General features: G+C 67.9%; 35 protein-coding genes. 2 read left to right on the top strand and 33 right to left on the bottom strand.

Translation table 11 applies throughout. The annotated features are described in order from the left end of the window. Positions 1 to 100: 100 nt before the first annotated feature. From truA to infA, 8 genes are all read right to left on the bottom strand, one after another. Positions 101 to 979, bottom strand: a complete 879-nt coding sequence (gene truA / locus ATL45_RS16885; protein WP_093155187.1) for a tRNA pseudouridine(38-40) synthase TruA — start codon at positions 977 to 979, stop codon at positions 101 to 103. Positions 980 to 996: 17 nt separating this feature from the next. Then, entirely contained in the window at positions 997 to 1,527 is a 531-nt protein-coding gene (gene rplQ / locus ATL45_RS16880; protein ID WP_093155189.1) for a 50S ribosomal protein L17, read from the bottom strand. Between the two features lie 47 nt (positions 1,528 to 1,574). After that, positions 1,575 to 2,657 carry a DNA-directed RNA polymerase subunit alpha gene (locus ATL45_RS16875; RefSeq protein ID WP_093155190.1) on the bottom strand — a complete coding sequence of 361 codons (1,083 nt, stop codon included), beginning with the start codon at positions 2,655 to 2,657 and terminating at the stop codon, positions 1,575 to 1,577. A 145-nt stretch (positions 2,658 to 2,802) separates the two neighbouring features. Beyond that, on the bottom strand, positions 2,803 to 3,408 hold the full coding sequence (gene rpsD, locus ATL45_RS16870) for a 30S ribosomal protein S4 (RefSeq protein WP_093155192.1): 606 nt from the start codon (positions 3,406 to 3,408) through the stop codon (positions 2,803 to 2,805). A gap of 27 nt (positions 3,409 to 3,435) precedes the next feature. Then, complete coding sequence (gene rpsK / locus ATL45_RS16865; protein WP_093155193.1) at positions 3,436 to 3,840, bottom strand: 30S ribosomal protein S11; 405 nt, start codon at positions 3,838 to 3,840, stop codon at positions 3,436 to 3,438. A gap of 25 nt (positions 3,841 to 3,865) precedes the next feature. After that, positions 3,866 to 4,243 carry a 30S ribosomal protein S13 gene (gene rpsM / locus ATL45_RS16860; protein WP_093155195.1) on the bottom strand — a complete coding sequence of 126 codons (378 nt, stop codon included), beginning with the start codon at positions 4,241 to 4,243 and terminating at the stop codon, positions 3,866 to 3,868. 146 nt (positions 4,244 to 4,389) lie between these two features. Beyond that, a complete protein-coding gene (gene rpmJ / locus ATL45_RS16855) occupies positions 4,390 to 4,503 on the bottom strand; it encodes a 50S ribosomal protein L36 (RefSeq protein ID WP_010315372.1) in 114 nt (37 codons plus the stop codon). Between the two features lie 54 nt (positions 4,504 to 4,557). Continuing rightward, positions 4,558 to 4,779: a translation initiation factor IF-1 gene (gene infA / locus ATL45_RS16850; RefSeq protein ID WP_009948665.1), complete on the bottom strand. Its 222-nt coding sequence runs from the start codon at positions 4,777 to 4,779 to the stop codon at positions 4,558 to 4,560. Between the two features lie 355 nt (positions 4,780 to 5,134). On the opposite strand from infA, the gene ATL45_RS16845 reads away from it, so the two are divergent. Both ATL45_RS16845 and ATL45_RS16840 read left to right on the top strand, forming a co-directional pair. Then, the gene (locus ATL45_RS16845; RefSeq protein ID WP_246025389.1) at positions 5,135 to 5,797 is read left to right on the top strand and encodes a class I SAM-dependent methyltransferase; all 663 of its coding nucleotides are present in this window, start codon (positions 5,135 to 5,137) and stop codon (positions 5,795 to 5,797) included. A gap of 221 nt (positions 5,798 to 6,018) precedes the next feature. After that, on the top strand, positions 6,019 to 6,621 hold the full coding sequence (locus tag ATL45_RS16840; protein ID WP_093155196.1) for a class I SAM-dependent methyltransferase: 603 nt from the start codon (positions 6,019 to 6,021) through the stop codon (positions 6,619 to 6,621). Positions 6,622 to 6,862: 241 nt separating this feature from the next. Here ATL45_RS16840 and map read toward each other — a convergent pair whose 3' ends face one another. From map to tuf, 25 genes are all read right to left on the bottom strand, one after another. Then, on the bottom strand, positions 6,863 to 7,654 hold the full coding sequence (map, locus tag ATL45_RS16835) for a type I methionyl aminopeptidase (RefSeq protein ID WP_093155198.1): 792 nt from the start codon (positions 7,652 to 7,654) through the stop codon (positions 6,863 to 6,865). Positions 7,655 to 7,699: 45 nt separating this feature from the next. Beyond that, positions 7,700 to 8,254 (bottom strand): adenylate kinase, encoded by a 555-nt coding sequence (locus tag ATL45_RS16830; protein ID WP_093155199.1) that lies wholly within the window; start codon positions 8,252 to 8,254, stop codon positions 7,700 to 7,702. A 173-nt stretch (positions 8,255 to 8,427) separates the two neighbouring features. Further along, entirely contained in the window at positions 8,428 to 9,738 is a 1,311-nt protein-coding gene (gene secY, locus ATL45_RS16825) for a preprotein translocase subunit SecY (RefSeq protein ID WP_093155201.1), read from the bottom strand. Positions 9,739 to 10,100: 362 nt separating this feature from the next. Then, on the bottom strand, positions 10,101 to 10,550 hold the full coding sequence (rplO, locus tag ATL45_RS16820; RefSeq protein WP_093155202.1) for a 50S ribosomal protein L15: 450 nt from the start codon (positions 10,548 to 10,550) through the stop codon (positions 10,101 to 10,103). A gap of 1 nt (position 10,551) precedes the next feature. After that, positions 10,552 to 10,734 carry a 50S ribosomal protein L30 gene (gene rpmD / locus ATL45_RS16815; protein WP_010315387.1) on the bottom strand — a complete coding sequence of 61 codons (183 nt, stop codon included), beginning with the start codon at positions 10,732 to 10,734 and terminating at the stop codon, positions 10,552 to 10,554. 5 nt (positions 10,735 to 10,739) lie between these two features. Beyond that, positions 10,740 to 11,351 (bottom strand): 30S ribosomal protein S5, encoded by a 612-nt coding sequence (gene rpsE / locus ATL45_RS16810; protein WP_093155204.1) that lies wholly within the window; start codon positions 11,349 to 11,351, stop codon positions 10,740 to 10,742. 35 nt (positions 11,352 to 11,386) lie between these two features. Further along, complete coding sequence (gene rplR, locus ATL45_RS16805; protein ID WP_235863516.1) at positions 11,387 to 11,788, bottom strand: 50S ribosomal protein L18; 402 nt, start codon at positions 11,786 to 11,788, stop codon at positions 11,387 to 11,389. Positions 11,789 to 11,790: 2 nt separating this feature from the next. After that, positions 11,791 to 12,330 (bottom strand): 50S ribosomal protein L6, encoded by a 540-nt coding sequence (rplF, locus tag ATL45_RS16800; RefSeq protein WP_093155207.1) that lies wholly within the window; start codon positions 12,328 to 12,330, stop codon positions 11,791 to 11,793. A gap of 16 nt (positions 12,331 to 12,346) precedes the next feature. Continuing rightward, on the bottom strand, positions 12,347 to 12,745 hold the full coding sequence (gene rpsH / locus ATL45_RS16795) for a 30S ribosomal protein S8 (RefSeq protein ID WP_010315396.1): 399 nt from the start codon (positions 12,743 to 12,745) through the stop codon (positions 12,347 to 12,349). 434 nt (positions 12,746 to 13,179) lie between these two features. Next, positions 13,180 to 13,365 carry a type Z 30S ribosomal protein S14 gene (locus ATL45_RS16790; protein ID WP_093155208.1) on the bottom strand — a complete coding sequence of 62 codons (186 nt, stop codon included), beginning with the start codon at positions 13,363 to 13,365 and terminating at the stop codon, positions 13,180 to 13,182. A gap of 3 nt (positions 13,366 to 13,368) precedes the next feature. Continuing rightward, on the bottom strand, positions 13,369 to 13,932 hold the full coding sequence (rplE, locus tag ATL45_RS16785) for a 50S ribosomal protein L5 (protein ID WP_093155210.1): 564 nt from the start codon (positions 13,930 to 13,932) through the stop codon (positions 13,369 to 13,371). Positions 13,933 to 13,934: 2 nt separating this feature from the next. Next, entirely contained in the window at positions 13,935 to 14,249 is a 315-nt protein-coding gene (gene rplX, locus ATL45_RS16780; protein ID WP_093155211.1) for a 50S ribosomal protein L24, read from the bottom strand. Further along, positions 14,249 to 14,617: a 50S ribosomal protein L14 gene (gene rplN, locus ATL45_RS16775; protein ID WP_093155213.1), complete on the bottom strand. Its 369-nt coding sequence runs from the start codon at positions 14,615 to 14,617 to the stop codon at positions 14,249 to 14,251. Before rplN ends, rplX begins: the two co-directional genes overlap by 1 nt. A gap of 227 nt (positions 14,618 to 14,844) precedes the next feature. Beyond that, positions 14,845 to 15,123, bottom strand: coding sequence for a 30S ribosomal protein S17 (gene rpsQ, locus ATL45_RS16770; RefSeq protein ID WP_093155214.1), 279 nt, complete (start codon positions 15,121 to 15,123; stop codon positions 14,845 to 14,847). Beyond that, a complete protein-coding gene (rpmC, locus tag ATL45_RS16765) occupies positions 15,120 to 15,362 on the bottom strand; it encodes a 50S ribosomal protein L29 (protein ID WP_093155216.1) in 243 nt (80 codons plus the stop codon). The genes rpsQ and rpmC overlap by 4 nt, the downstream gene beginning before the upstream one ends. Continuing rightward, positions 15,362 to 15,781 carry a 50S ribosomal protein L16 gene (gene rplP / locus ATL45_RS16760; protein ID WP_093155217.1) on the bottom strand — a complete coding sequence of 140 codons (420 nt, stop codon included), beginning with the start codon at positions 15,779 to 15,781 and terminating at the stop codon, positions 15,362 to 15,364. Before rplP ends, rpmC begins: the two co-directional genes overlap by 1 nt. A 3-nt stretch (positions 15,782 to 15,784) precedes the next feature. Next, positions 15,785 to 16,621, bottom strand: coding sequence for a 30S ribosomal protein S3 (rpsC, locus tag ATL45_RS16755; RefSeq protein ID WP_093155219.1), 837 nt, complete (start codon positions 16,619 to 16,621; stop codon positions 15,785 to 15,787). Beyond that, the gene (rplV, locus tag ATL45_RS16750; protein ID WP_177242009.1) at positions 16,621 to 17,037 is read right to left on the bottom strand and encodes a 50S ribosomal protein L22; all 417 of its coding nucleotides are present in this window, start codon (positions 17,035 to 17,037) and stop codon (positions 16,621 to 16,623) included. Before rplV ends, rpsC begins: the two co-directional genes overlap by 1 nt. Positions 17,038 to 17,080: 43 nt before the next feature. Further along, positions 17,081 to 17,362 (bottom strand): 30S ribosomal protein S19, encoded by a 282-nt coding sequence (rpsS, locus tag ATL45_RS16745; protein WP_093155222.1) that lies wholly within the window; start codon positions 17,360 to 17,362, stop codon positions 17,081 to 17,083. Positions 17,363 to 17,380: 18 nt separating this feature from the next. Next, positions 17,381 to 18,214: a 50S ribosomal protein L2 gene (rplB, locus tag ATL45_RS16740; protein ID WP_093155223.1), complete on the bottom strand. Its 834-nt coding sequence runs from the start codon at positions 18,212 to 18,214 to the stop codon at positions 17,381 to 17,383. A gap of 29 nt (positions 18,215 to 18,243) precedes the next feature. Continuing rightward, on the bottom strand, positions 18,244 to 18,543 hold the full coding sequence (gene rplW, locus ATL45_RS16735) for a 50S ribosomal protein L23 (RefSeq protein WP_093155225.1): 300 nt from the start codon (positions 18,541 to 18,543) through the stop codon (positions 18,244 to 18,246). Next, entirely contained in the window at positions 18,540 to 19,223 is a 684-nt protein-coding gene (rplD, locus tag ATL45_RS16730) for a 50S ribosomal protein L4 (protein WP_093155226.1), read from the bottom strand. The genes rplW and rplD overlap by 4 nt, the downstream gene beginning before the upstream one ends. Further along, positions 19,223 to 19,873 (bottom strand): 50S ribosomal protein L3, encoded by a 651-nt coding sequence (rplC, locus tag ATL45_RS16725; RefSeq protein WP_093155228.1) that lies wholly within the window; start codon positions 19,871 to 19,873, stop codon positions 19,223 to 19,225. Before rplC ends, rplD begins: the two co-directional genes overlap by 1 nt. A 33-nt stretch (positions 19,874 to 19,906) precedes the next feature. Then, positions 19,907 to 20,212, bottom strand: coding sequence for a 30S ribosomal protein S10 (gene rpsJ / locus ATL45_RS16720; protein WP_009948626.1), 306 nt, complete (start codon positions 20,210 to 20,212; stop codon positions 19,907 to 19,909). Between the two features lie 513 nt (positions 20,213 to 20,725). Further along, positions 20,726 to 21,919, bottom strand: coding sequence for an elongation factor Tu (gene tuf / locus ATL45_RS16715; RefSeq protein ID WP_093155229.1), 1,194 nt, complete (start codon positions 21,917 to 21,919; stop codon positions 20,726 to 20,728). Between the last annotated feature and the right edge of the window lie 62 nt (positions 21,920 to 21,981).

The following is a 21,981-nucleotide window of genomic DNA, read 5'->3' as shown; positions in this document are numbered from 1 at the left end:
GTGCCGCAATTTCAATGGAAATCGGACGTCTGATTTCCATTGAAATCGCGTCCATCCCATGGCCCAACCCGGGGTGGGGCCCGTCGGGGCTGGGAGCCGGTCAGGGGCGGGTGCGGACGGCTCGGGTTTGGGTGGCCCGGGCCTCCAGCTCCTCGTCCGGGGGGTAGTCGACCGCTGTGAGGGTCAGGCCGTGGGCCGGGGCCACCGCGGTGGTCCGGGTTTCCGAGCCGAGGACCTCGGCGGGCCAGGGGGTGTTCCGGCGGCCGTCGCCGACCATCAGGAGGGTGCCCACCAGGCTCCGGACCATCGAGTGGCAGAAGGCGTCCGCGCTCACCTTCGCGACGATCAGGTGGTCGTCGACGCGCTCCCACTCGAAGCGCTGGAGCTCGCGCACCGTGGTCGCGCCTTCGCGCGGCTTGCAGTACGCCGCGAAGTCGTTGAGGCCCAACAGGTCCTGGGACGCCGCGTTGAGGGCCGAGACCTCCAGCGGGCGGTTCCAGGCGAGGGTGTCGCGGCGGCGCAGCGGGTCGACGCCCCAGGGCGCGTCCGACACCTGGTAGCGGTAGTGGCGGCGCAGCGCCGAGAAGCGGGCGTCGAAGGCGGGCGGCACCACGCGGGCGCCCAGCACTCGCACGTCCGCGGGCAGGATGCGGTTCCACCGGTGCACCATCCGCGCCAGGTCCGGAACGCCTTGCGCGTCAACGGGAACCCGGCTCGCACCGGGCTCGTGCGGGACCGCGTCGAGGTGCACGACCTGGCCTGAAGCGTGCACGCCGGAGTCCGTGCGGCCGGCCACCACCACCGCGCGCGGCACCGACCGACCCGGCGGCTGCTTCGCCAGCGCGTCCTCCAGCAGTCCCTGCACGGTGCGCTGGCCCGGTTGCTTGGCCCAGCCGCAGAAGTCGGTGCCGTCGTAGGAGACGTCGAGGCGCACGCGAACGAGCCCGCCATCCCCAGCGGGGACGACGGGCTCGTTCACAGCACTGCGTGCCGGAATCAGGACTCGTCCTTCTTCTCGGCAGCGGTGTCCTCGGCCTTGGCCTCGGTCTCGGCGGTCTCCGCCGGGGCCTCGGCAGCCTCGGTGGTCTCAGCCGCGGGGGCCTCCTCCACCTTCGGCTCGTCCTTGGCGAACTTCGTGCCGCGAGCGGCCTCCGCCTCGGTGGTGACCAGCTGCTCGGTCACCAGCGCGATGACGGCCATCTTCGCGTTGTCACCCTTGCGCGGCATCGTCTTGATGATGCGGGTGTAACCGCCGTTGCGGTCCGCGAAGTGCGGGCCGATCTCGGCGAAGAGCTTGTGCACGACGTCCTTGTCGCGGACGGTCTTCAGGACCTCGCGACGGTTGTGCAGGTCACCCTTCTTGGCCTTGGTGATCAGCCGCTCGGCGAGCGGCCGCAGCCGCTTCGCCTTCGCCTCGGTGGTGGTGATCCGGCCGTGCTCGAACAGCGCGGTGGCCAGGTTGGCCATGATGAGCCGCTCGTGGGCCGGCGACCCGCCGAAACGCGGACCCTTGGTCGGGGTGGGCATCGGTTGCTCCTCTCAGGGCGCGCCGGAACCCCGGACGCGCAACACAGCTACAGCTGCTCTGTCTCCGCGTAGTCCTGACCGTCGTCGTAGCCGTTGTCCTCGACGGCGCCGACCGAACCGATGGTGGTCTCCTCCTCGGAGGACCAGCCCTCGGCCGGGTACTCGGCAGCCGCGGCGGACGGGTCGAACCCGGGCGGGCTGTCCTTGAGCGCGAGCCCAAGGCCGGCCAGCTTCATCTTGACCTCGTCGATGGACTTCGCACCGAAGTTGCGGATGTCCAGCAGGTCGGCCTCGCTGCGCGAGACCAGCTCGCCGACGGTGTGGATGCCCTCCCGCTTGAGGCAGTTGTAGGAGCGCACCGTCAGGTCGAGGTCCTCGATCGGCATCGCGTAGGCCGCGATCGTGTCCGCCTCGGCGGGCGACGGGCCGATCTCGATGCCCTCGGCATCGACGTTGAGCTCGCGGGCGAGCCCGAACAGCTCGACGAGAGTCCGACCGGCCGACGCCACCGCGTCGCGCGGGGTGATGGACGGCTTGCTCTCGACGTCGAGGACCAGCTTGTCGAAGTCCGTGCGCTGCTCGACACGGGTCGCCTCGACCTTGTAGGTCACCTTCAGCACCGGCGAGTAGATCGAGTCCACCGGGATGCGGCCGATCTCGGCGCCGGTCTGCTTGTTCTGCATCGCGGGGACGTAGCCACGACCGCGCTCGACGACGAGCTCGATCTCCAGCTTGCCCTTCGCGTTCAGCGTGGCGATGTGCAGATCGGGGTTGTGCACCGTGACACCCGCCGGCGGCACGATGTCCGCGGCGGTGACCTCACCCGGCCCCTGCTTGCGCAGGTACATGGTCACCGGCTCGTCTTCCTCGGAGCTGACGACCAGCTCCTTGATGTTCAGGATGACGTCGGTGACGTCCTCCTTCACACCCGGAATCGTGGTGAACTCGTGCAGCACACCGTCGATGCGCAGGCTGGTGACCGCCGCCCCCGGGATGGAGGAGAGCAGCGTGCGGCGCAACGAGTTGCCCAGGGTGTAACCGAAGCCCGGCTCCAGCGGCTCGATGACGAACCGGGAACGGGTCTCCGACACCACCTCTTCGGACAGTGTGGGTCGCTGGGAGATGAGCACTTGACTTTCCTTTCCTCACGGCGCCCGCTATTTGACGCCGATGGAATGGCGTGCCCGCGAAGTGCGGGCCGGTGGCGGATTCCTGCACCGCCACCGCTGGCTGCGAGCCGCCGACGACCGCAGCGGCGGTCGTCGGCGGGACGCGTCACTTCGAGTAGAGCTCGACGATGAGCTGCTCGGTGACCGGGGTGTCGATCTGCGCGCGCTCCGGGCGCTGGTGCACCAGGATCCGCAGGTTCGAGGGCACGACCTGCAGCCAGGCCGGGACCGGACGGTCGCCCAGGGTTTCCTTGGCGATGATGAACGGCGTGGTGCCCATGGACTTCGACTTGACGTCGATGATGTCCCACTTCGAGACCTGGAAGCTGGGGACGTTCACGCGCTTGCCGTTGACCGTGAAGTGGCCGTGGCTGACCAGCTGCCGCGCCATCCGGCGGGTGCGGGCGAGTCCAGCGCGGTACACGACGTTGTCCAGCCGGGACTCCAGCAGCTGCAGGAGGTTGTCACCCGTCTTGCCCGGGCGCCGGTTGGCTTCCTCGTAGTAGTTGCGGAACTGCCGCTCCAGCACGCCGTAGGTGAACCGCGCCTTCTGCTTCTCCTGGAGCTGCAGCAGGTACTCGGTTTCCTTGATGCGCGCGCGCCCGTGCTGCCCCGGCGGGTACGGACGGCGTTCGAACGCCTGGTCACCGCCGACGAGGTCAACCTTCAGACGGCGGGACTTGCGGGTCGCGGGACCGGTGTAACGAGCCATCTTTGTTCCTTACTCCTTTCCCGCGACTCAGACCCGACGACGCTTCGGCGGGCGGCAACCGTTGTGCGGCTGCGGGGTGACGTCCTGGATGGTGCCGACCTCGAGACCGGCCGCCTGCAGCGACCGGATCGCCGTCTCGCGACCCGAACCCGGGCCCTTGACGAAGACGTCGACCTTCTTCATGCCGTGCTCGGCGGCCTTGCGGGCCGCGTTCTCGGCGGCCATCTGCGCGGCGAACGGGGTGGACTTGCGGGAGCCCTTGAACCCGACGTGGCCCGCGGAGGCCCAGCTGATCACCGCACCGGTGGGGTCGGTGATCGAAACGATCGTGTTGTTGAACGTGCTCTTGATGTGCGCCTGGCCGTGAGCGACGTTCTTCTTTTCCTTGCGCCGCACCTTCTTGACGGCACCAGCGCGCTGCTTGGGTGGCATAGCTTTAGCTGACTCCTAGCGAGGCTTACTTCTTGGCCTTCTTCTTGCCGGCGACCGTCTTCTTCGGGCCCTTGCGGGTGCGGGCGTTGGTCTTGGTCCGCTGCCCGTGCACCGGCAGGTGACGGCGGTGACGCCATCCCTGGTAGCACCCGATCTCGATCTTCCGGCGGATGTCGGCCTGGACCTCGCGGCGGAGGTCGCCCTCAACCCGGTAGTTGTTCTCGATGAAGTCGCGCAGCTGGGTCAGCTGCTCGTCATCGAGGTCGCGCGGCTTGGCGTCGGGCGAGACACCGGTCGCGGAGAGAATCTCCTTCGCGCGGGTCTTGCCGATGCCGAAAATGTAGGTGAGCGCGATCTCCATGCGCTTGTCGCGCGGGAGGTCGACTCCAACGAGCCGTGCCATGCGGCTCCTTCTCCTTTGTCCGTCCAGGTCTGCTCCCACCCCGTCCCCGCGCAGCGGGGCCCCGGCCTGGTCCGGGGGTCAGCCGACCCACTAACGGGTCGACAGGTGGAGGGAGATCCTCAATTGTCGTTTCGCGACTGGTGCGCTCAGCCCTGACGCTGCTTGTGTCGGGCGTTGTCGCAGATCACCAGCACCCGCCCGTGACGGCGGATGACCTGGCACTTGTCGCAGATTCGCTTCACACTCGGCTGGACCTTCACGGTCGTGCTCTCCTGCTCGAACGCGTGTCCGGGATCCCCCGGACACCGTGGAGGTCACTTGTAGCGGTAGACGATGCGCCCACGGGAGAGGTCGTACGGCGAGAGCTCCACCACGACCCGGTCCTCGGGCAGGATGCGGATGTAGTGCTGGCGCATCTTGCCACTGATGTGTGCGAGAACCTTGTGGCCGTTCTCCAACTCGACGCGGAACATCGCGTTGGGGAGTGGCTCGATCACCCGGCCCTCGACCTCAATGGCCCCGTCTTTCTTGCCCATGTCCTCCGCGTTTCGTGACGGTGACGGTTTGCGGACCTAAGTCCCTGCCGCCGATACCGGAGGCCCCGGCACCCGCGACGGACGCACACCCGTCCCCGGTCCGCAAACACCGCAGAGGACTCCGTCCCGCACACTTGGGAACGGATACCCAGGCACAACGAACCGACGCCAGGAGCGCGCCGATAGTCCATCGTACGCGCCGCCGATTCGCGCCTCACATCGGGGCAGCTCATCGCGGCTCCGAACGCGGAGCGTAGTCGGGCGGCGACGCTCGCGGCTTGCGGGGGCGCTCCCGGTCTCACTACGTTCGATCAGTCGTCGACACCGCGGTCGAGTCCCAGACCCGAGGAGCAGCGTGACACCCCAGCAGGACCGACACGACCCGCGCACCGCACCGTGGCTGGACCGGGCAGCGCAGACCGCCACCCGCAGGCTCGGCGAGTACGGGGCGTTCTTCCGCACCGCGGTGCGCAATCCCAGGATGGTCGGCGCGGCCACCCCGACCTCGGCCGCCGTCGCGGCGACCGTGGCGCAGGTGGTGCCCACCACCGGCTCGCCCGTGGTGGTCGAGCTCGGTCCCGGCACCGGCTCGCTGAGCAACGGCATCCACGAACGCCTGCCGCACGGGGCGCGGCACATCGGCATCGAGCTCGGCGAGGGCATGGTCGAGCACCTGCGCGAGCACAAGCCGTGGCTGGAGGTCGTGCACGCCGACGCCGGCGACCTGCTCGCCCTGCTGGACAAGCTCGGCATCGCCCAGGTCGACGCGGTGATCAGCAGCATCCCGTGGTCGCTGATGCCCGGCGACGCCCAGGACCACGTCCTGCACCAGGCCGCGGCGGCCCTCTCGCCGCAGGGCGCCTTCACCGCGCTCACCTACCTGCCCGCCGACCGGACGCCCGGCGGCCGCCGCTTCCGCAACCGCCTGGAGCACGTCTTCGACGAGGTGCTGACCCACACCACCTGGCGCAACCTGCCGCCGATCCTGCACTACATCTGCCGTCGCCCGCTGCGGTGAACGCCGCCCAGGAAGGTGCATCCCGGAGGTGCGACGCGGGATGACCCCGATGTCCGCGGGTACCCATCAGCGCATGCTCGAAGCACGTGCCGAACGCCGAACACGCACCGCGAGGAACCGACTCCGCTCTGCCATCCCCGGCGACTGGCCGTGCGCGGTTGCACCGCGCGGACCCCGAAGGGGTTAACGTCTCGGCGTTCCACTGGATGGTAGGAGTAGGCGTGAGCAAGCGTAAGAAGCTGCGCGAGTACTGGACGTTCCTGAACAGCGCAGCTCGTCAGCCGGCCACGGTGGGCGCGGTGCTGCCGACGTCGCGGTACGTCGCGGAGGCGGTGGCCGCCGTGGTGCCCAGCTCGGGCGCCCCGACCGTGCTGGAGCTCGGGCCGGGCACCGGCGCGCTCAGCGGGCCGATCCAGCGGAGGCTGTCCGAGGGCGCCCGCCACCTGGCCGTCGAGATAGACCCGAAGATGGTCCAGTTCCTGGAGCGCACCAAGCCGTGGCTGGAGGTCATCGAGGGCGATGCCACCCACCTGCGCAAGATCCTCGACGCGGCGGGCGTCGACAAGGTCGACGCGGTGATCAGCAGCATCCCGTGGACGCTCCTGACACCGGAGAAGCAGCGCGAGCTCCTGCACGAAGCGGCCTCGGTGATGTCGGCGGACGGCGTGTTCACCACCGTCACCTACCTGACGACGCTGTGGCGCCCGCCCACCAGGGCGTTCCTCGACGCCCTCCACGACACCTTCGACGAGATCATGCCGCGCACCGCGGTCTGGCGCAACGTCCCGCCGGCCCGCGTCTACGCCTGCCGCCGCCCGAAGTGACGTGTGATTTCAATGCGATGACCCCAGCGGCACCCCGGCCACGGCGGTATCGGGGTGCCCGGCGCCCGGGGTGCCGGGGCAGTTTCAGTCTTGGGCCCGGACGACTTTGCCGGGCCCAGTCCCGCGCCCCACCCAACCGCACCTCAGGGGAACGTGACGCAACCCAGCCACAAGAAACCCCGAAAACGCGAGATCACCCCGAAACGACACCACCACTGAAGATCGCGGGGAGGCGGAACTGTCAGCTCTCGGGAGCGGTGAGGACCCAGGGGCCGTCGTCGGTGATCGCCACCGTGTGCTCCCAGTGCGCTGCGCGGGAGCGGTCGGCCGTCACCACGGTCCACTCGTCGTCGAGCTCCTCGGTCTCGGCCGTGCCGAGGGTGAGCATCGGCTCCACCGCGATCGCCATCCCGACGCGAAGCTTCGGGCCGCGGCCCGGCTTGCCGAGGTTCGGCAGGAACGGCTCCATGTGCATCTGGGTGCCGATGCCGTGCCCGCCGTACTCGGCGATGATCCCGTACTCCCGGCCGTCGGCCTTCGCCGCGGCCCGCGCCGCGGTCTCCACCGCGTGGGAGATGTCGGTCAGCTTGTTGCCCGCCCGGACCTGCTCGATCCCGGCCCACATCGACGCCTCGGTGGCCGCCGACAGCGCGCGGTCGGCCTCCCCGACCTCGCCGATCGCCAGCGTCACCGCGGAGTCACCGTGCCAGCCGTCCAGGATCGCGCCGCAGTCCACCGAGAGCAGGTCGCCCTCGGCCAGGACCTCGTCGCGCGACGGGATCCCGTGCACGACCTTCTCGTTCAGCGAGGCGCAGATCGACGCCGGGAAGCCGTGGTAGCCCTTGAAGGAGGGCACCGCTCCCGCATCGCGGATCGTCTGCTCGGCGAGCTCGTCCAGCTCACCGGTGCTCGCCCCGGCCTTGGCCTGCGCGGTCACCGCGGCCAGCGTGCGGGCGACGACGAGTCCCGCCGCGCGCATCGCCTCGATCTCGCCACGAGACTTGAGCTCGATGCCCTTCCCCCGACGCAACAACGCACTCACCTTCACAAAGAGTCTTCGGACCGGCTTCGACCCGGTTCAGCTGCGGTCGCGGAGCGCTTCCAGCGCGCGAGCGGTGATCTCCTCGATCGAGCCCACCGCGTCGATCTTGATGATCCGGTCCTGGTAGTAGTCGAGCAGCGGCTCGGTCTCCGACCGGTAGACCGCCAGCCGGCGGCGGATGACGTCCTCGGTGTCGTCCGAGCGGCCGCGCGCCAGCATGCGCTTGACCAGCTCCTCCTCCGGCACGTCGAACTGCAGCACGGCGGTCAGCTCGGTGTCGTCCGCGGCGAGCATGCCGCGCAGCACCTCGGCCTGCGCGGTGTTGCGCGGGTAGCCGTCGAGCAGGAAGCCCTTCGCGGCGTCCTCGTCGCCCAGCCGGTCGCGCACCATCTCGTTGGTGACCTCGTCCGGCACCAGCTCACCGGCGTCCATGTAGCTCTTGGCCTTCTGGCCGAGCGGCGTCTCGTTGCCGATGTTGGCGCGGAACAGATCTCCGGTGGAGATGTGCGGAACGCCGAGCTGCTCGCTCAGCACCGCGGCCTGGGTGCCCTTGCCCGCACCGGGCGGGCCCACGAGAACCAATCGCACCAAGGGTCTGCCTCCGAATCAATCCGATCGCACGCCAACTCCTGACGAGCGCTGTGCGGCGCCCACCTGCATGCGAGCGACCGCTGCTCCACTCCGCGCACGGGCCGGCACGGCACCGGGCCATGCCGGAAACTGCGGTATCCGGGCACGACAAAGTCGTGCCCGGACCGCACAGCTTACCGGAGGAATCCCTCGTACTTGCGCTGCGTGAGCTGGCTCTCGATTTGCTTCACGGTGTCCAGACCGACGTTGACCATGATCAGCACCGCGGTGCCGCCGAACGGGAAGTTCTGGTTCTGGCCGCTACCGGTGATGCCGAGGAAGAAGTTCGGCAGGATCGCGATGATGCCCAGGTACAGCGCGCCGGGCAGGGTGATCCGGGAGAGCACGAAGTTCAGGTACTCGGCGGTCGGCCGCCCCGGGCGGATGCCCGGGATGAAGCCGCCGAACTTCTTCATGTCGTCCGCGCGCTCTTCGGGGTTGAACGTGATCGACACGTAGAAGTACGCGAAGAAGACGATCAGCGCCATGTACAGCAGGATGTGCACCCAGCTGGACGGATCGACGATGTAGGTCTGGATGAAGCGCGCCCACCAGCTGTCCTGGTTGCCGGCCAGCTGACCGATCAGCTGCGGCAGGTACAGCAGGGAGGAACCGAAGATGACCGGGATGACACCCGCCTGGTTCACCTTCAGCGGCAGGTAGGTGGAGGTGCCGCCGTACATCCGGCGGCCGATCATGCGCTTGGCGTACTGCACCGGGATCCGGCGCTGGGCCTGCTCGATGAAGACCACGGTGCCGATGATCACGACCGCGAAGCAGCAGACCACCGCGAACACCAGGCCGCCGTGCGACTGCAGGATCGCGCCGCCCTCGGCCGGGATGCGGGCCGCGATGGAGACGAAGATCAGCAGCGACATGCCGTTGCCGATGCCGCGCTCGGTGATCAGCTCGCCCATCCACATCAGGACGGCCGCACCGGCGGTCATCACGACCACGATGGTGATCAGGTTCAGCACCGAGTCGTCCGGGATCGGCGAGACCGAGCAGCCCTGGAACAGCTGGCCGCGCACGGCGAGCGCCACCACGCCGGTGCCCTGCAGGACCGCCAGCGCGATCGTCAGGTACCGGGTGTACTGGGTCAGCTTCGCCTGGCCGGACTGGCCTTCCTTCTTCAGCTGCTCGAAGCGCGGGATGACCACCTGCAGCAGCTGGACGATGATGCTCGCGGTGATGTAGGGCATGATGCCCAGCGACAGCACCGAGAGTTGCAGCAGCGCACCACCGCTGAAGAGGTTGAGCAGGGAGTAGACGCTCTGCGAGCCGCTGCCCTCGATCTGCTCGATGCACTGCTGGATGTTCGGGTACGACACCCCCGGCGACGGGATCGTGGCGCCGAGTCGGTAGAGCACCACCATGCCGAGGGTGAACAGGATCTTGCGGCGCAGGTCCGGCGTCGCCAGAGCCGAGCGGAAGGCGCCGAGCACGCGAACCTCCTGTACGCGAGCCGGTCGAAACCGGCCGGGGAAAGATGCGGCAATTTCCGCAGCACCCGTTCATCACGGCACTGCCGGGGCGACTCTAGCAGGCCTGAGCCCTGCCACGTTCGGCGACCGAAGCCTCACGCGTGATCACTGCGTCCGCCCACGGCGAACATCGTCGCCGGACACCCCGCGAATGGGGGAAAACCATGTGCCCCAACGGGTTCCGATGCCGCGCGGAAACGCGCGAAGGGCGTCTCTCCCCCGGTCGGCCCGGGAAAAAGATGCCCTTCACACATCACCTGTTCGGGAAAAATGGTGAGGGCCGGTCGACTTCTCGCCGACCGGCCCTCATCGTCGTTGCAAGCTCAGCGGTCCAGCTTGGTGGCCGAGCCGCCCGCAGCGGTGATCTTCTCCTGGGCGCTGCCGGTGAACGCGTGCGCGGTCACGTCCAGCTTGATGCCCTCGAGGTCCCCGTCGCCGAGGATCTTCACCAGTTCGTTCTTCTTGACCAGGCCCTTGGCGACCAGCTCGGCGATGCCGACGGTGCCGCCCTCCGGGAACGCCTCGGCCAGCCGCGCCACGTTCACACCCTGGTACTCGGTGCGGAAGCGGTTCTTGAAGCCGCGGAGCTTCGGGAGCCGCATGTGGATCGGCATCTGCCCGCCCTCGAAGCGCGGGGAGACGTTCTTGCGGGCCTTGGTGCCCTTGGTACCGCGGCCGGCGGTCTTGCCCTTGGAACCCTCACCGCGACCGACGCGGATCTTGTCCCGCTTGGCACCCGGGGCCGGACGCAGGTCGTGCAGTTTGATGACCATGTCAGTCGACCTCCTCGACCGTCACCAGGTGACGGACGGCATTGATCATGCCGCGCACGTTCGAGTCATCCGGACGCACGACGGACTGACGGATCTTGCGCAGCCCGAGGGAGCGCATGGTGTCGCGCTGGTTCTGCTTGGTGCCGACCAGACCACGCACCTGGGTGATCTTCAGCTGTGCCATGTCGATCAGACCCCCTGCTGCGCAGCACGGGCACGCAGGATGAACGCCGGAGCGACGTCCTCGAGCGGCAGGCCACGGCGAGCCGCGACCTCCTCCGGCCGCTGCAGCTGCTTCAGCGCGTCGACCGTGGCGTGCACGATGTTGATCGGGTTGTCGCTGCCCAGCGACTTGCTCAGCACGTCGTGGATGCCGGCGCACTCGAGCACCGCGCGCACCGGGCCACCGGCGATAACACCGGTACCGGCGCTGGCCGGACGCAGCAGCACGACGCCGGCCGCCTCCTCGCCCTGCACCGGGTGCGTGATGGTGCCGCCCAGGCGCGGGACGCGGAAGAAGTTCTTCTTCGCCTCCTCGACGCCCTTGGCGATGGCCGCCGGAACTTCCTTGGCCTTGCCGTAGCCGACACCGACCATGCCGTCGCCGTCGCCGACGACGACCAGCGCGGTGAAGCTGAAGCGCCGACCACCCTTGACGACCTTCGCGACACGGTTGATGGTCACGACGCGTTCGAACTGCGGGGTCTTCTCTTGGGCCGCCCCGCCACGGCCGCCGTCGCGGCGGTCCCGGCGGTCCTTGCCGCCGGACTCCCCGCCCTCACGCCGAGTGCGTCCAGGCATCAGGCGTCCCTTCCGTTCTCGTTCTTACCCACTTGTCAGAACTCCAGTCCGCCGTCACGCGCGGCGTCCGCCAGCGCGGCGACCCGACCGTGGTAGTCGTTGCCGCCGCGGTCGAAGACGACCTTCTCCACGCCGGCTTCCTTGGCCCGGGCTGCGACCAGTTCGCCGACCTTGGTGGCCTTGGCCTTCTTGTCGCCCTCGAGCGCGCGGACGTCGGCCTCCAGGCTGGTCGCCGACGCCAGGGTGTGACCCTTGGTGTCGTCGATGACCTGGGCAACGATGTGGCGCAGCGACCGGGTCACGACCAGGCGCGGGCGCTCGGCGGTGCCGAGGATCTTCTTGCGGATGCGCGTGTGCCGCTTGGCGCGGGCAAGCCGACGCTTGGTCGAGATGTCCTTGCCCACCGGCTTGCGCTTGGTAGCTGTCGTCTCGCTCATGGTCACTTACCCGTCTTCCCGACCTTGCGGCGGATGTTCTCACCTGCGTAGCGGACACCCTTGCCCTTGTACGGGTCCGGCTTGCGCAGCTTGCGAATCCTGGCCGCGATCTCGCCGACCAGCTGCTTGTCGATGCCCTTGACCGAAATCTTGGTCGGGCCGTCGACCGCGAACTGGATGCCCTGCGGCGGTTCGATCACGATGGGGTGGCTGTAGCCGAGGGAGAACTCGAGGTTCGATCCCTTCAGCAGCACGCGGTAACCGACGCCGTGGATCTCCAGGCCCTTTTCGTAGCCCTGGCTGACCCCGATGACCATGTTGTTCACCAGGGTCCGGGTGAGCCCGTGCAGCGACCGGCTCTCCCGCTCGTCGTTCGGGCGCTTGACCAGAATCGCGCCATCCTCGTCCCGCTCGACGACGATGGGTTCCGCGACCTGGTGCTCAAGCGTGCCCTTGGGGCCCTTCACCGTCACCGACTGGCCGTCGATGGTCACCTCGACGCCGGAGGGGACGGTGATCGGCAGCTTTCCGATGCGCGACATTGCCGCTCCTCCTCCCTTACCAGACGTAGGCGAGGACTTCCCCGCCCACGCCCTTCTTCATGGCCTGCCGGTCGGTCAGCAGACCGCCGGAGGTCGAGATGATGGCGACGCCCAGGCCACCCAGCACCTTGGGCAGGTTGGTGGACTTGGCGTAGACCCGCAGACCGGGCTTGGAGACCCGGCGCAGGCCCGCGATGCTCCGCTCGCGGTTCGGGCCGTACTTGAGCTCGACAACGAGCTGCTTGCAGTTCTCGCCCTCTTCGACGCGGGAACCGGACACGTAGCCCTCGCGCTTGAGGATCTCGGCGATGTTCGCCTTCAGCTTGGAGTGCGGCATCACGACCTCGTCGTGGTATGCCGAGTTTCCGTTGCGCAGACGCGTCAGCATGTCTGCGATCGGATCGGTCATCGTCATGACCTGCTCAACCTTTCTCGTCTGGTTCCGATGGACCCCGACCGGACACCGCCCGGAGGCGGCGCGTCTGGATCCTGGCCTGGACGAAGTTCTGGGTCTCCGACCGCGGTGGTCGGCCCCTTGTCATTTCGCGTGCAAGCACGGCTCACGCCGCGGAGCGTGGGCATCAGCCCTGGTAACGCCTGCTGAGGGTACCGGTAGCCGGCATCCCCGCAGCACGCGACCCTGGAAGCCCAGGTCGTCGTGTCAAGCGGCGAAGCCGCTTTCCACCACCTGCGCAGCTCGCACCGCCGCGGGTTCTCAGACGCTTTCCTCGCGAGGACAGCCCCTCCGCCGTGTATTGGACATACATCAGGAGGGGCTCCCGCAGCCGAGGAAGCGCCTGAGGTTCCGCTACCGGCACCGCCGCGCAAATCGACCCGAAACCTCTTAGTTCACCAGGAGGACTTGCTCACGCCGGGCAGCTCGCCGGCGTGCGCCATCTCGCGGAAGCACACGCGGCACAGGCCGAACTTGCGGAACACCGCGCGCGGACGCCCGCAGCGCTGGCAGCGGGTGTAGCCGCGAACGCCGAACTTCGGCTTCTTCGAAGCCTTGATAACCAGCGCCTTCTTGGCCATCGCTCAGTTCTCCTTGAACGGGAAGCCCAGGTGCTTCAGCAGCGCCCGGCCCTCCTCATTGTTGGTGGCCGTGGTAACGACGGTGATGTCCATGCCGCGCGGACGGTCGATGCTGTCCGGGTCGATCTCGTGGAACATCGACTGCTCGTTCAGGCCGAACGTGTAGTTGCCCCGGCCGTCGAACTGCTTCGGCGACAGCCCGCGGAAGTCGCGGATACGCGGCAGCGCGATGGTGACCAGGCGGTCCAGGAACTCCCACATGCGGTCGCCGCGCAGGGTCGCCCGCGCGCCGATCGGCATGCCCTCGCGCAGCTTGAACTGCGCGATGGACTTGCGGGCCCGCCGGATCTCCGGCTTCTGACCGGTGATGATCGTCAGGTCGCGGACCGCGCCCTCGATCAGCTTGCTGTCCCGAGCGGCGTCGCCAACACCCATGTTGACCACGACCTTGACCACGCCCGGCGTCTGCATCACGTTGGAGTAGTTGAACTCCTCGTTCAGCGCCTGGCGGATCTCCTCGCGGTAACGGGTCTTGAGCCGCGGGACGATCTTCTCAGCGGTAGTCATGATCAGATGTCCTTACCGTTACGACGAGAGATGCGAACCTTCTTGCCGTCCTCACCGATGCGGTAGCCGACTCGGGTGGGCTTGCCGTCGGAGTCCACGACCATCACGTTGCTCACGTGGATCGGCGCTTCCTGGGTGACGATGCCGCCGGACTGCGCGCCACGCTCGGTCCGCGAGACCTTGGTGTGCTTCTTGATCCGGTTGACACCCTCGACCAGAACTCGCTGCTCCTGCGGCATGGCCTTGATGACCTTGCCCTTGGCGCCCTTGTCCTTGCCGGAGATGACGACGACCGTGTCGCCCTTCTTGACCTTCATCACAAGACCTCCGGCGCGAGCGAGATGATCTTCATGAACTTCTTGTCGCGCAGTTCGCGGGCCACCGGCCCGAAGATGCGGGTACCGCGGGGCTCGCCGCCCGGCTTCACCAGCACCGCAGCGTTCTCGTCGAACCGGATGTACGAACCGTCCGGACGACGGCGTTCCTTCTTCTGGCGGACGATGACGGCCTTGACCACATCGCCCTTCTTCACGTTGGCACCGGGGATGGCTTCCTTGACGGTCGCCACGATGATGTCCCCGAGGCCCGCGTAGCGGCGACCCGACCCACCGAGGACACGGATCGTGAGGATCTCCTTGGCCCCGGTGTTGTCGGCGACGCGCAGTCGCGACTCCTGCTGGATCACGTCTTTCTCCTGACCCTAAGTACCCGGGCTCGGTTGCCCGAGCACACTCTGGCGCGCCAAATTGCCGACCTGACGCGCGCGGTCAACTTCCGGCACGAAGCCCGGCCGGCCACTGGGTTTCCCCGGCGGCCGACCGGGCCGCGAACCCTGCTGGTGCGGGACACCCGCACCCGGTCGGGGACCGTAAGCGAAGAAGTGATTGTCGCTCACGATCCCCTCCAGCCGTCTTACTTGGCCTTCTCCAGGATCTCGACCAGTCGCCAGCGCTTGCTGGCCGACAGCGGCCGAGTCTCCATCAGCAGCACGCGGTCGCCGACACCGGCCGAGTTGGCCTCGTCGTGCGCCTTGACCTTGCTGGTCTGCCGCATGACCTTGCCGTAGAGCGCGTGCTTCTTGCGGTCTTCGAGGGAGACCACGATCGTCTTGTCCATCTTGTCCGAGACGACGTAGCCCTCGCGCACCTTGCGGCGGTTGCGCTCCACGCCCTGTCCTTCTTTCTCGCTCATGCCGCGCCCTCCTCAGCGCCTTCGGGGGAAACCGTCAGGCCCAATTCGCGCTCGCGCATGATCGTGTAGATCCGGGCGATGTCCTGCCGGACCGTGCGCAGCCGCCGGTTGTTGCTCAGCTGACCGGTGGCCATCTGGAAGCGAAGGTTGAACAGCTCCTCCTTCGCCTCCTTCAGCCGCTGGACGAGCTCCTCCTCGTTGAGTTCGCGGAGCTCGGAAGCGGTGACACCCGCTGCCATCAGAAGTCACCACCCTCGCGGGACACGATCTTGCACTTCATCGGGAGCTTGTGCGCCGCACGGGTCAGCGCCTCGACCGCCGTCTTCTCGTTCGGGAAGGTCAGCTCGAACATGATGCGTCCGGGCTTGACGTTGGCGACCCAGGACTCCGGCGAACCCTTACCGGAACCCTGACGGGTTTCGGCGGGCTTCTTGGTCAGCGGGCGGTCCGGGAAGATGTTGATCCACACCTTGCCGCCACGCTTGACGTGCCGGGTGATCGCGATACGGGCCGACTCGATCTGGCGGTTGGTCACGTACCCGTGCTCGATCGCCTGAATGCCGTACTCACCGAAGCTGATCTTCGTGCCACCCTTGGCGAAGCCCTTGCGCTTCGGTGCGTGGCTCTTGCGCCACTTCACCCTGCGTGGGACGAGCACTTCTCAGCCCTCCGTCTTCTCTTCAGCCGCCGGAGCCTGCTGCTGCTCGCCCTCCGCGGCCTTGTCGGCCTTGGCGGACTTGTCAGCCGCGCCGCGGTCCGCACCGGCACCCCGGCGACGACCGCCGCGGTCGGAACGGCCACCGCGCTCACCGCGGTCGCCGCCGCCGCGCGGCGGACGAACCTCGGACTGCTCCTGCTTCTGCTTCAGGCCACCGACCAGCTCGCCCTTGTAGATCCACACCTTGACGCCGATGCGCCCGAAGGTGGTGCGGGCCTCGAAGAAGCCGTAGTCGATGTCCGCGCGCAGCGTGTGCAGCGGAACCCGGCCCTCGCGGTAGAACTCCGAGCGGGACATCTCCGCGCCGCCCAGACGACCGCCGCACTGCACCCGGATGCCCTTGACCTGCGGCGAGCGCATGGCCGACTGGATGGCCTTGCGCATCGCGCGCCGGAAGGACACGCGGTTGGACAGCTGCTCGGCCACGCCCTGCGCGACCAGCTGCGCGTCCGCCTCGGGGTTCTTCACCTCGAGGATGTTGAGCTGGACCTGCTTGCCGGTCAGCTTCTCCAGCGCACCGCGGATGCGGTCCGCCTCAGCACCACGACGGCCGATGACGATGCCCGGCCGAGCGGTGTGGATGTCCACGCGGACCCGCTCGCGGGTGCGCTCGATCTCGACCTTGGAGATCCCAGCGCGCTCCATGCCGCGAGACAGCTGCCGGCGGATCTTGACGTCCTCCGCCACGTACTCCGAGTACTGCTTGTCGGCGTACCAGCGGGACTTCCAGTCCGTGGTGATGCCGAGTCGGAAGCCGTGCGGGTTGATCTTCTGACCCACTACCGGGCACTCCCCTTCTGGCTCTTTCGGGACTTCGCCGCCGCCTTCGGCCGGGACTCGACCTCGACCGTGATGTGGCTGGTCCGCTTGCGGATCCGGTACGCGCGACCCTGCGCACGCGGCTGGAACCGCTTCAGCGTCGGCCCCTCGTCCACGTACGCGTGGCGCACGACCAGCGTCTCCGGGTCGAGGGAGAGGTTGTTCTCCGCGTTGGCGATCGCGCTGGCGAGCACCTTCGACACCGGACCGCTGGCGGTCTGCGGCGCGAACTGGAGCACGGCCAGGGCATCGGCGGCACTCCGGCCCTTGATGAGCTCGACCACGCGGCGCGCCTTCATCGGCGACACGCGGACGAACCGGGCCCGCGCCACTGCGTGCGGGAACTCCGCAGCAGTGGAGTCGGTACGGGCTGTCATCCTGCTACCCCTTGCTCTTACTCGTTCGTGTCACAGACCCGCCTCAGCGGCGGCGCGACTTCCGGTCTTCCTTGACGTGGCCCTTGAAGGTTCGGGTCGGGGCGAACTCGCCCAGCTTGTGCCCGACCATCGCCTCGGTGACGAACACCGGGACGTGCTTGCGGCCATCGTGCACCGCGAAGGTGTGCCCCAGCATGTCCGGAATGATCGTGGACCGGCGGGACCAGGTCTTGATCACGGTCTTCTTGCCCGACTCGTTCAGCGCGTCCACCTTCTTGAGCAGGTGGTCGTCCACGAACGGGCCCTTCTTCAGGCTGCGTGGCATGTTTGCTTACCTCCCTGCTCAGCGCTTCTTGCCGGTACGGCGGCGGCGGACGATGAGCTTGTCACTGGGCTTGCGGCGGCGGGTGCGACCCTCCGGCTTGCCCTTCGGGTTGACCGGGTGGCGACCACCGGAGGTCTTGCCCTCACCACCACCGTGCGGGTGGTCCACCGGGTTCATGACCACACCGCGGACGGTCGGGCGCTTGCCCTTCCACCGCATGCGGCCGGCCTTGCCCCAGTTGATGTTGGCGTGCTCCGAGTTGCCGACCTCGCCAACGGTGGCCCGGCACCGCGCGTCCACGTTGCGGATCTCGCCCGAAGGCATCCGCAGCTGGGCGTACGGACCGTCCTTGGCCACCAGCTGCACCCGGGCACCGGCCGAGCGAGCGATCTTCGCACCCTGTCCGGGGCGGAGCTCGATCGCGTGGATCACGGTGCCGGTCGGGATGTTGCGCAGCGGCAGGTTGTTGCCCGGCTTGATGTCGGCCCGCGGACCGCTCTCGATCGCGTCGCCCTGCTTGATGTGGTTCGGCGCGATGATGTAGCGCTTCTCGCCATCCGCGTAGTGCAGGAGGGCGATCCGAGCGCTGCGGTTCGGGTCGTACTCGATGTGCGCGACCTTGGCCGGCACACCGTCCTTGTCGTTGCGGCGGAAGTCGATCAGGCGGTAGGCCCGCTTGTGGCCGCCGCCCTTGTGCCGCGTGGTGATCTTGCCCTGAGCGTTGCGGCCCGCCTTGCGGTTCAGCGGCCGCACCAACGACTTCTCCGGCTCCGACCGGGTGATCTCGGCGAAGTCGGACACGCTCGAGCCACGACGTCCCGGCGTCGTCGGCTTGTACTTGCGAATGCCCATGGTTAACGCAACCTCGTCCTAATCAGCCCTCAGGCGGCCGGTCCGCCGAAGATCTCGATCGGCTTGCTCTCCGGCGAGAGCGTGACGATCGCCCGCTTGGTGTTCTTGCGCTTGCCGAAGCCGGTCCGGCTCCGCTTGCGCTTGCCCTCGCGGTTGATCGTGTTGACGCTGGTGACCTTGACGTCGAAGATCTGCTCGACCGCGATCTTGATGGCGGTCTTGTTCGAGCGGGGGTCCACCAGGAAGGTGTACTGGCCCTGCTCGAGCAGCGCGTAGCTCTTCTCCGAGATCACCGGCGCAAGGATGATGTCTCGCGGGTCGGCGCTCACTGCTGTGCCTCCTCTGCGGAAGACGCGGCGGCCTTGACCGACCGGCCCTTGACCGGGCCAGCGACGAAGCGCTCGAACGCGGCCTTGGTGAACACGACGTCGTCGCTGTTCAGCACGTCGTAGGTGTTCAGCTGGCCGGGGTCGATCAGGTGCACGTTCTGCAGGTTCCGCAGGCTCAACCAGGAGTTCTCCTCCTCGTTGCGGTTGAGCACGACCAGAACCTTCTTGGCCTCGGTCCAGGTCCGCAGCGCGGTCTTGGCCGACTTGGTGGACGGCTGCTCGCCGCCGACCACACCGGTCACCACGTGCAGCTGGCCGGCGCGGACCCGGTCGGAGAGGGCACCGCGCAGGGCGGCGACCTTCATCTTCTTCGGGGTCCGCTGGGAGTAGTCACGCGGCTGCGGGCCGTGGACGACGCCGCCACCGGTGAACTGCGGGGCGCGGATCGAGCCCTGGCGGGCGTTGCCGGTGCCCTTCTGGCGGTACGGCTTCTTGCCGCCGCCGGACACCTGACCGCGCGTCTTCGTGGCGTGGGTGCCCTGGCGCGCGGCGGCCAGCTGGGCCACCACGACCTGGTGCATCAGCGCCACGTTGGCCTGCACGTCGAAGATCTCGGCGGGCAGTTCGACGGTGCCGTCGGTCTTACCGTCCGGGGTACGGACATCGAGCGTCAGGCTCATCACGCACCACCCTTCGCAGGACTCTTAACCAGGACCAGTCCGCCCTTGGGGCCGGGGACTGCGCCCTTGATCAGCAGCAGGCCGGTCTCGGCCTCCACCTTGTGGACGGTCAGGTTCTGGGTGGTGACGCGGTCCCGGCCCATGCGACCGGCCATCCGCATGCCCTTGAACACGCGACCGGGGGTGGCGCAGCCACCGATGGAACCGGGCTTGCGGTGCACCGCCTGGGTACCGTGGCTCGCGCCCTGGCTGCGGAAGCCGTGGCGCTTGATGGTGCCCGCGAAGCCCTTGCCCTTGCTGGTGCCGACGACGTCGACCACGGCGCCCGACTCGAAGAGGTCGGCGCTGATCTCCTGGCCCAGCTCGTACTCACCGGCGTCCGCGGTGCGCAGCTCGACGATGTGGCGGCGCGGGGTGACACCGGCCTTGGTGAAGTGGCCGCCTCGCGGCTTGTTCACCTTGCGCGGGTCGATGGCGCCGAACGCCAGCTGCACGGCCGAGTAGCCGTCCTTCTCAGGGGTCCGGATCTGGGTGACCACGTTCGGCCCGGCCTGCACGACGGTCACCGGGACGACCCGGTTCTTGTCGTCGAAGACCTGGGTCATGCCGAGCTTGGTGCCCAGAATCCCCTTGATCTGCCTGTCAGACATAGGTCTCGTTCTCTCCAGCTACCTCGTCGCCGCTTACTGGATGTTCACGTCGACGCTGGCCGGCAGGTCGATGCGCATCAGCGCGTCAACCGTCTTCGGCGTCGGTTCGAGGATGTCGATGAGCCGCTTGTGCGTCCGCATCTCGAAGTGCTCCCGCGAGTCCTTGTACTTGTGCGGGGAGCGGATGACGCAGTAGACGTTCTTCTCCGTGGGCAGCGGCACCGGCCCAACGACCCGAGCGCCGGTGCGCGTCACGGTCTCGACGATCTTGCGCGCAGACGCGTCGATCGCCTCGTGGTCGTAGGCCTTGAGCCGGATGCGGATCTTCTGTCCCGCCATAGTGGCTTGCCGTTCCTCTAGTCTCGTGCCGCGGTTTGGTCTTGGGTGCGGGTGCACCGCACCCGGTGCCCCACGCGGCCTCAGCCTGGTGTGGTCCCCGATCCCGGGAGCCGCCACAGCTCTCAGTCCGCCCCTGTTCAGGTATCTGGTGCCCGGTACACGCGGTCGGGCGTGTCGCCCGGCTACCGCACACCGGTCCCCTCGAACGTCGCCGATGGGGTGGGCCTTGCGGCCCGTACACCTTCTAGCGCCCCGTTCGGTCCGCCTACCGGGAACCGGTGGCATCAGCACCGCCAGAGAGCGGTCCTGAACCGGAACAAGGGCCCGAGGCCCTCGCAGCAAGGCGGCCGGACCTTCGAAGTGCTTCGAATTTCCAGCCGCCCTGAACGAGCAACCCATACAGGATGACACACCCGCTGTGCCAGCCAAAATCGGGGGTGCGTTTAGGCGACCGAGGTCACCCGCAACGCAGAGGGCCCGCCTCCGCCGGAGCGGAAGCGGGCCCTCGCCACGTCACTTGTGGATCTTGGTGACGCGACCGGCACCGACGGTGCGGCCACCCTCGCGGATGGCGAAGCGCAGACCCTCGTCCATCGCGATGGGCTGGATCAGCTGCACCGACATCGCGGTGTCGTCGCCCGGCATGACCATCTCGGTGCCCTCGGGGAGGGTCACCACACCGGTCACGTCGGTGGTCCGGAAGTAGAACTGCGGACGGTAGTTGTTGAAGAACGGCGTGTGCCGCCCGCCCTCGTCCTTGGACAGGATGTAGACCTGCGCGTCGAACTCGGTGTGCGGGGTGGTGGTGCCGGGCTTCACGACGACCATGCCGCGCTCGACCTCTTCGCGCTTGATGCCGCGGATCAGCAGACCCACGTTGTCGCCCGCCTGGCCCTGGTCGAGCAGCTTGCGGAACATCTCAACGCCGGTGACGGTGGTCTTCAGCGGCTTCTCCTTGATGCCGACGAGCTCCACCTCCTCGTTGACGTTGATGACGCCGCGCTCGATGCGGCCGGTGACCACGGTGCCGCGGCCGGTGATGGAGAAGACGTCCTCGATCGGCATCAGGAACGGCTTCTCGACCTCGCGCACCGGGTCCGGCACGTTCTCGTCGACCGCGTCCATCAGCTCAACGATCTTGGCGCCCCACTCGGCGTCGCCCTCCAGCGCCTTCAGCGCGGAGACGCGGATCACCGGCACGTCGTCGCCCGGGAACTCCTGGGCGGACAGCAGCTCGCGGACCTCCATCTCGACGAGCTCGAGGATCTCCTCGTCGTCGACCATGTCGGACTTGTTCAGCGCGACCAGGATGTAGGGCACGCCGACCTGGCGGGCCAGCAGCACGTGCTCGCGGGTCTGCGGCATCGGGCCGTCGGTCGCCGCCACCACCAGGATCGCGCCGTCCATCTGCGCGGCACCGGTGATCATGTTCTTCACGTAGTCGGCGTGACCCGGAGCGTCGACGTGAGCGTAGTGACGCTTCTCCGTCTGGTACTCGACGTGCGCGATCTGAATGGTGATACCGCGCTCGCGCTCCTCCGGCGCCTTGTCGATCTCGTCGAACGGCGTGAAGGGGTTCAGGTCCGGGTACTTGTCGTGCAGAACCTTGGTGATGGCTGCGGTGAGCGTGGTCTTGCCGTGGTCAACGTGACCGATGGTCCCGATGTTGACGTGCGGCTTGTCCCTCTCGAACTTCGCCTTCGCCACTGGATTGTCCTCCTGGACTTGTTAACTTTCCGCCGTACGACTTGGTGTGCCAGGCGGAGTCC

This window comes from Saccharopolyspora antimicrobica, assembly GCF_003635025.1.
GTDB lineage: Bacteria > Actinomycetota > Actinomycetes > Mycobacteriales > Pseudonocardiaceae > Saccharopolyspora > Saccharopolyspora antimicrobica.
Note: the sequence above shows the minus strand (reverse complement) of the source record. Positions and strands in the feature narration are given on the sequence as shown.

Coding starts and splice junctions, on each gene's coding strand:
- rplQ (WP_093155189.1), bottom strand. CDS start 1,527: ATGCCCACCCCGACCAAGGGTCCGCGTTTCGGCGGGTCGCCGGCCCAC.
- rpsD (WP_093155192.1), bottom strand. CDS start 3,408: ATGGCTCGTTACACCGGTCCCGCGACCCGCAAGTCCCGCCGTCTGAAG.
- rpsK (WP_093155193.1), bottom strand. CDS start 3,840: ATGCCACCCAAGCAGCGCGCTGGTGCCGTCAAGAAGGTGCGGCGCAAG.
- rpsM (WP_093155195.1), bottom strand. CDS start 4,243: ATGGCACGGCTCGTTGGAGTCGACCTCCCGCGCGACAAGCGCATGGAG.
- infA (WP_009948665.1), bottom strand. CDS start 4,779: ATGGGCAAGAAAGACGGGGCCATTGAGGTCGAGGGCCGGGTGATCGAG.
- rplO (WP_093155202.1), bottom strand. CDS start 10,550: ATGGTCATCAAACTGCACGACCTGCGTCCGGCCCCGGGTGCCAAGCGG.
- rpmD (WP_010315387.1), bottom strand. CDS start 10,734: ATGGCACAGCTGAAGATCACCCAGGTGCGTGGTCTGGTCGGCACCAAG.
- rpsE (WP_093155204.1), bottom strand. CDS start 11,351: ATGCCTGGACGCACTCGGCGTGAGGGCGGGGAGTCCGGCGGCAAGGAC.
- rplR (WP_235863516.1), bottom strand. CDS start 11,788: ATGAGCGAGACGACAGCTACCAAGCGCAAGCCGGTGGGCAAGGACATC.
- rplF (WP_093155207.1), bottom strand. CDS start 12,330: ATGTCGCGCATCGGAAAGCTGCCGATCACCGTCCCCTCCGGCGTCGAG.
- rpsH (WP_010315396.1), bottom strand. CDS start 12,745: ATGACGATGACCGATCCGATCGCAGACATGCTGACGCGTCTGCGCAAC.
- ATL45_RS16790 (WP_093155208.1), bottom strand. CDS start 13,365: ATGGCCAAGAAGGCGCTGGTTATCAAGGCTTCGAAGAAGCCGAAGTTC.
- rplE (WP_093155210.1), bottom strand. CDS start 13,932: ATGACTACCGCTGAGAAGATCGTCCCGCGGCTCAAGACCCGTTACCGC.
- rplX (WP_093155211.1), bottom strand. CDS start 14,249: ATGAAGGTCAAGAAGGGCGACACGGTCGTCGTCATCTCCGGCAAGGAC.
- rpsQ (WP_093155214.1), bottom strand. CDS start 15,123: ATGAGCGAGAAAGAAGGACAGGGCGTGGAGCGCAACCGCCGCAAGGTG.
- rpmC (WP_093155216.1), bottom strand. CDS start 15,362: ATGGCAGCGGGTGTCACCGCTTCCGAGCTCCGCGAACTCAACGAGGAG.
- rplV (WP_177242009.1), bottom strand. CDS start 17,037: ATGACAGCCCGTACCGACTCCACTGCTGCGGAGTTCCCGCACGCAGTG.
- rpsS (WP_093155222.1), bottom strand. CDS start 17,362: ATGCCACGCAGCCTGAAGAAGGGCCCGTTCGTGGACGACCACCTGCTC.
- rplB (WP_093155223.1), bottom strand. CDS start 18,214: ATGGGCATTCGCAAGTACAAGCCGACGACGCCGGGACGTCGTGGCTCG.
- rplD (WP_093155226.1), bottom strand. CDS start 19,223: ATGAGCCTGACGCTCGATGTCCGTACCCCGGACGGTAAGACCGACGGC.
- rplC (WP_093155228.1), bottom strand. CDS start 19,873: ATGTCTGACAGGCAGATCAAGGGGATTCTGGGCACCAAGCTCGGCATG.
- rpsJ (WP_009948626.1), bottom strand. CDS start 20,212: ATGGCGGGACAGAAGATCCGCATCCGGCTCAAGGCCTACGACCACGAG.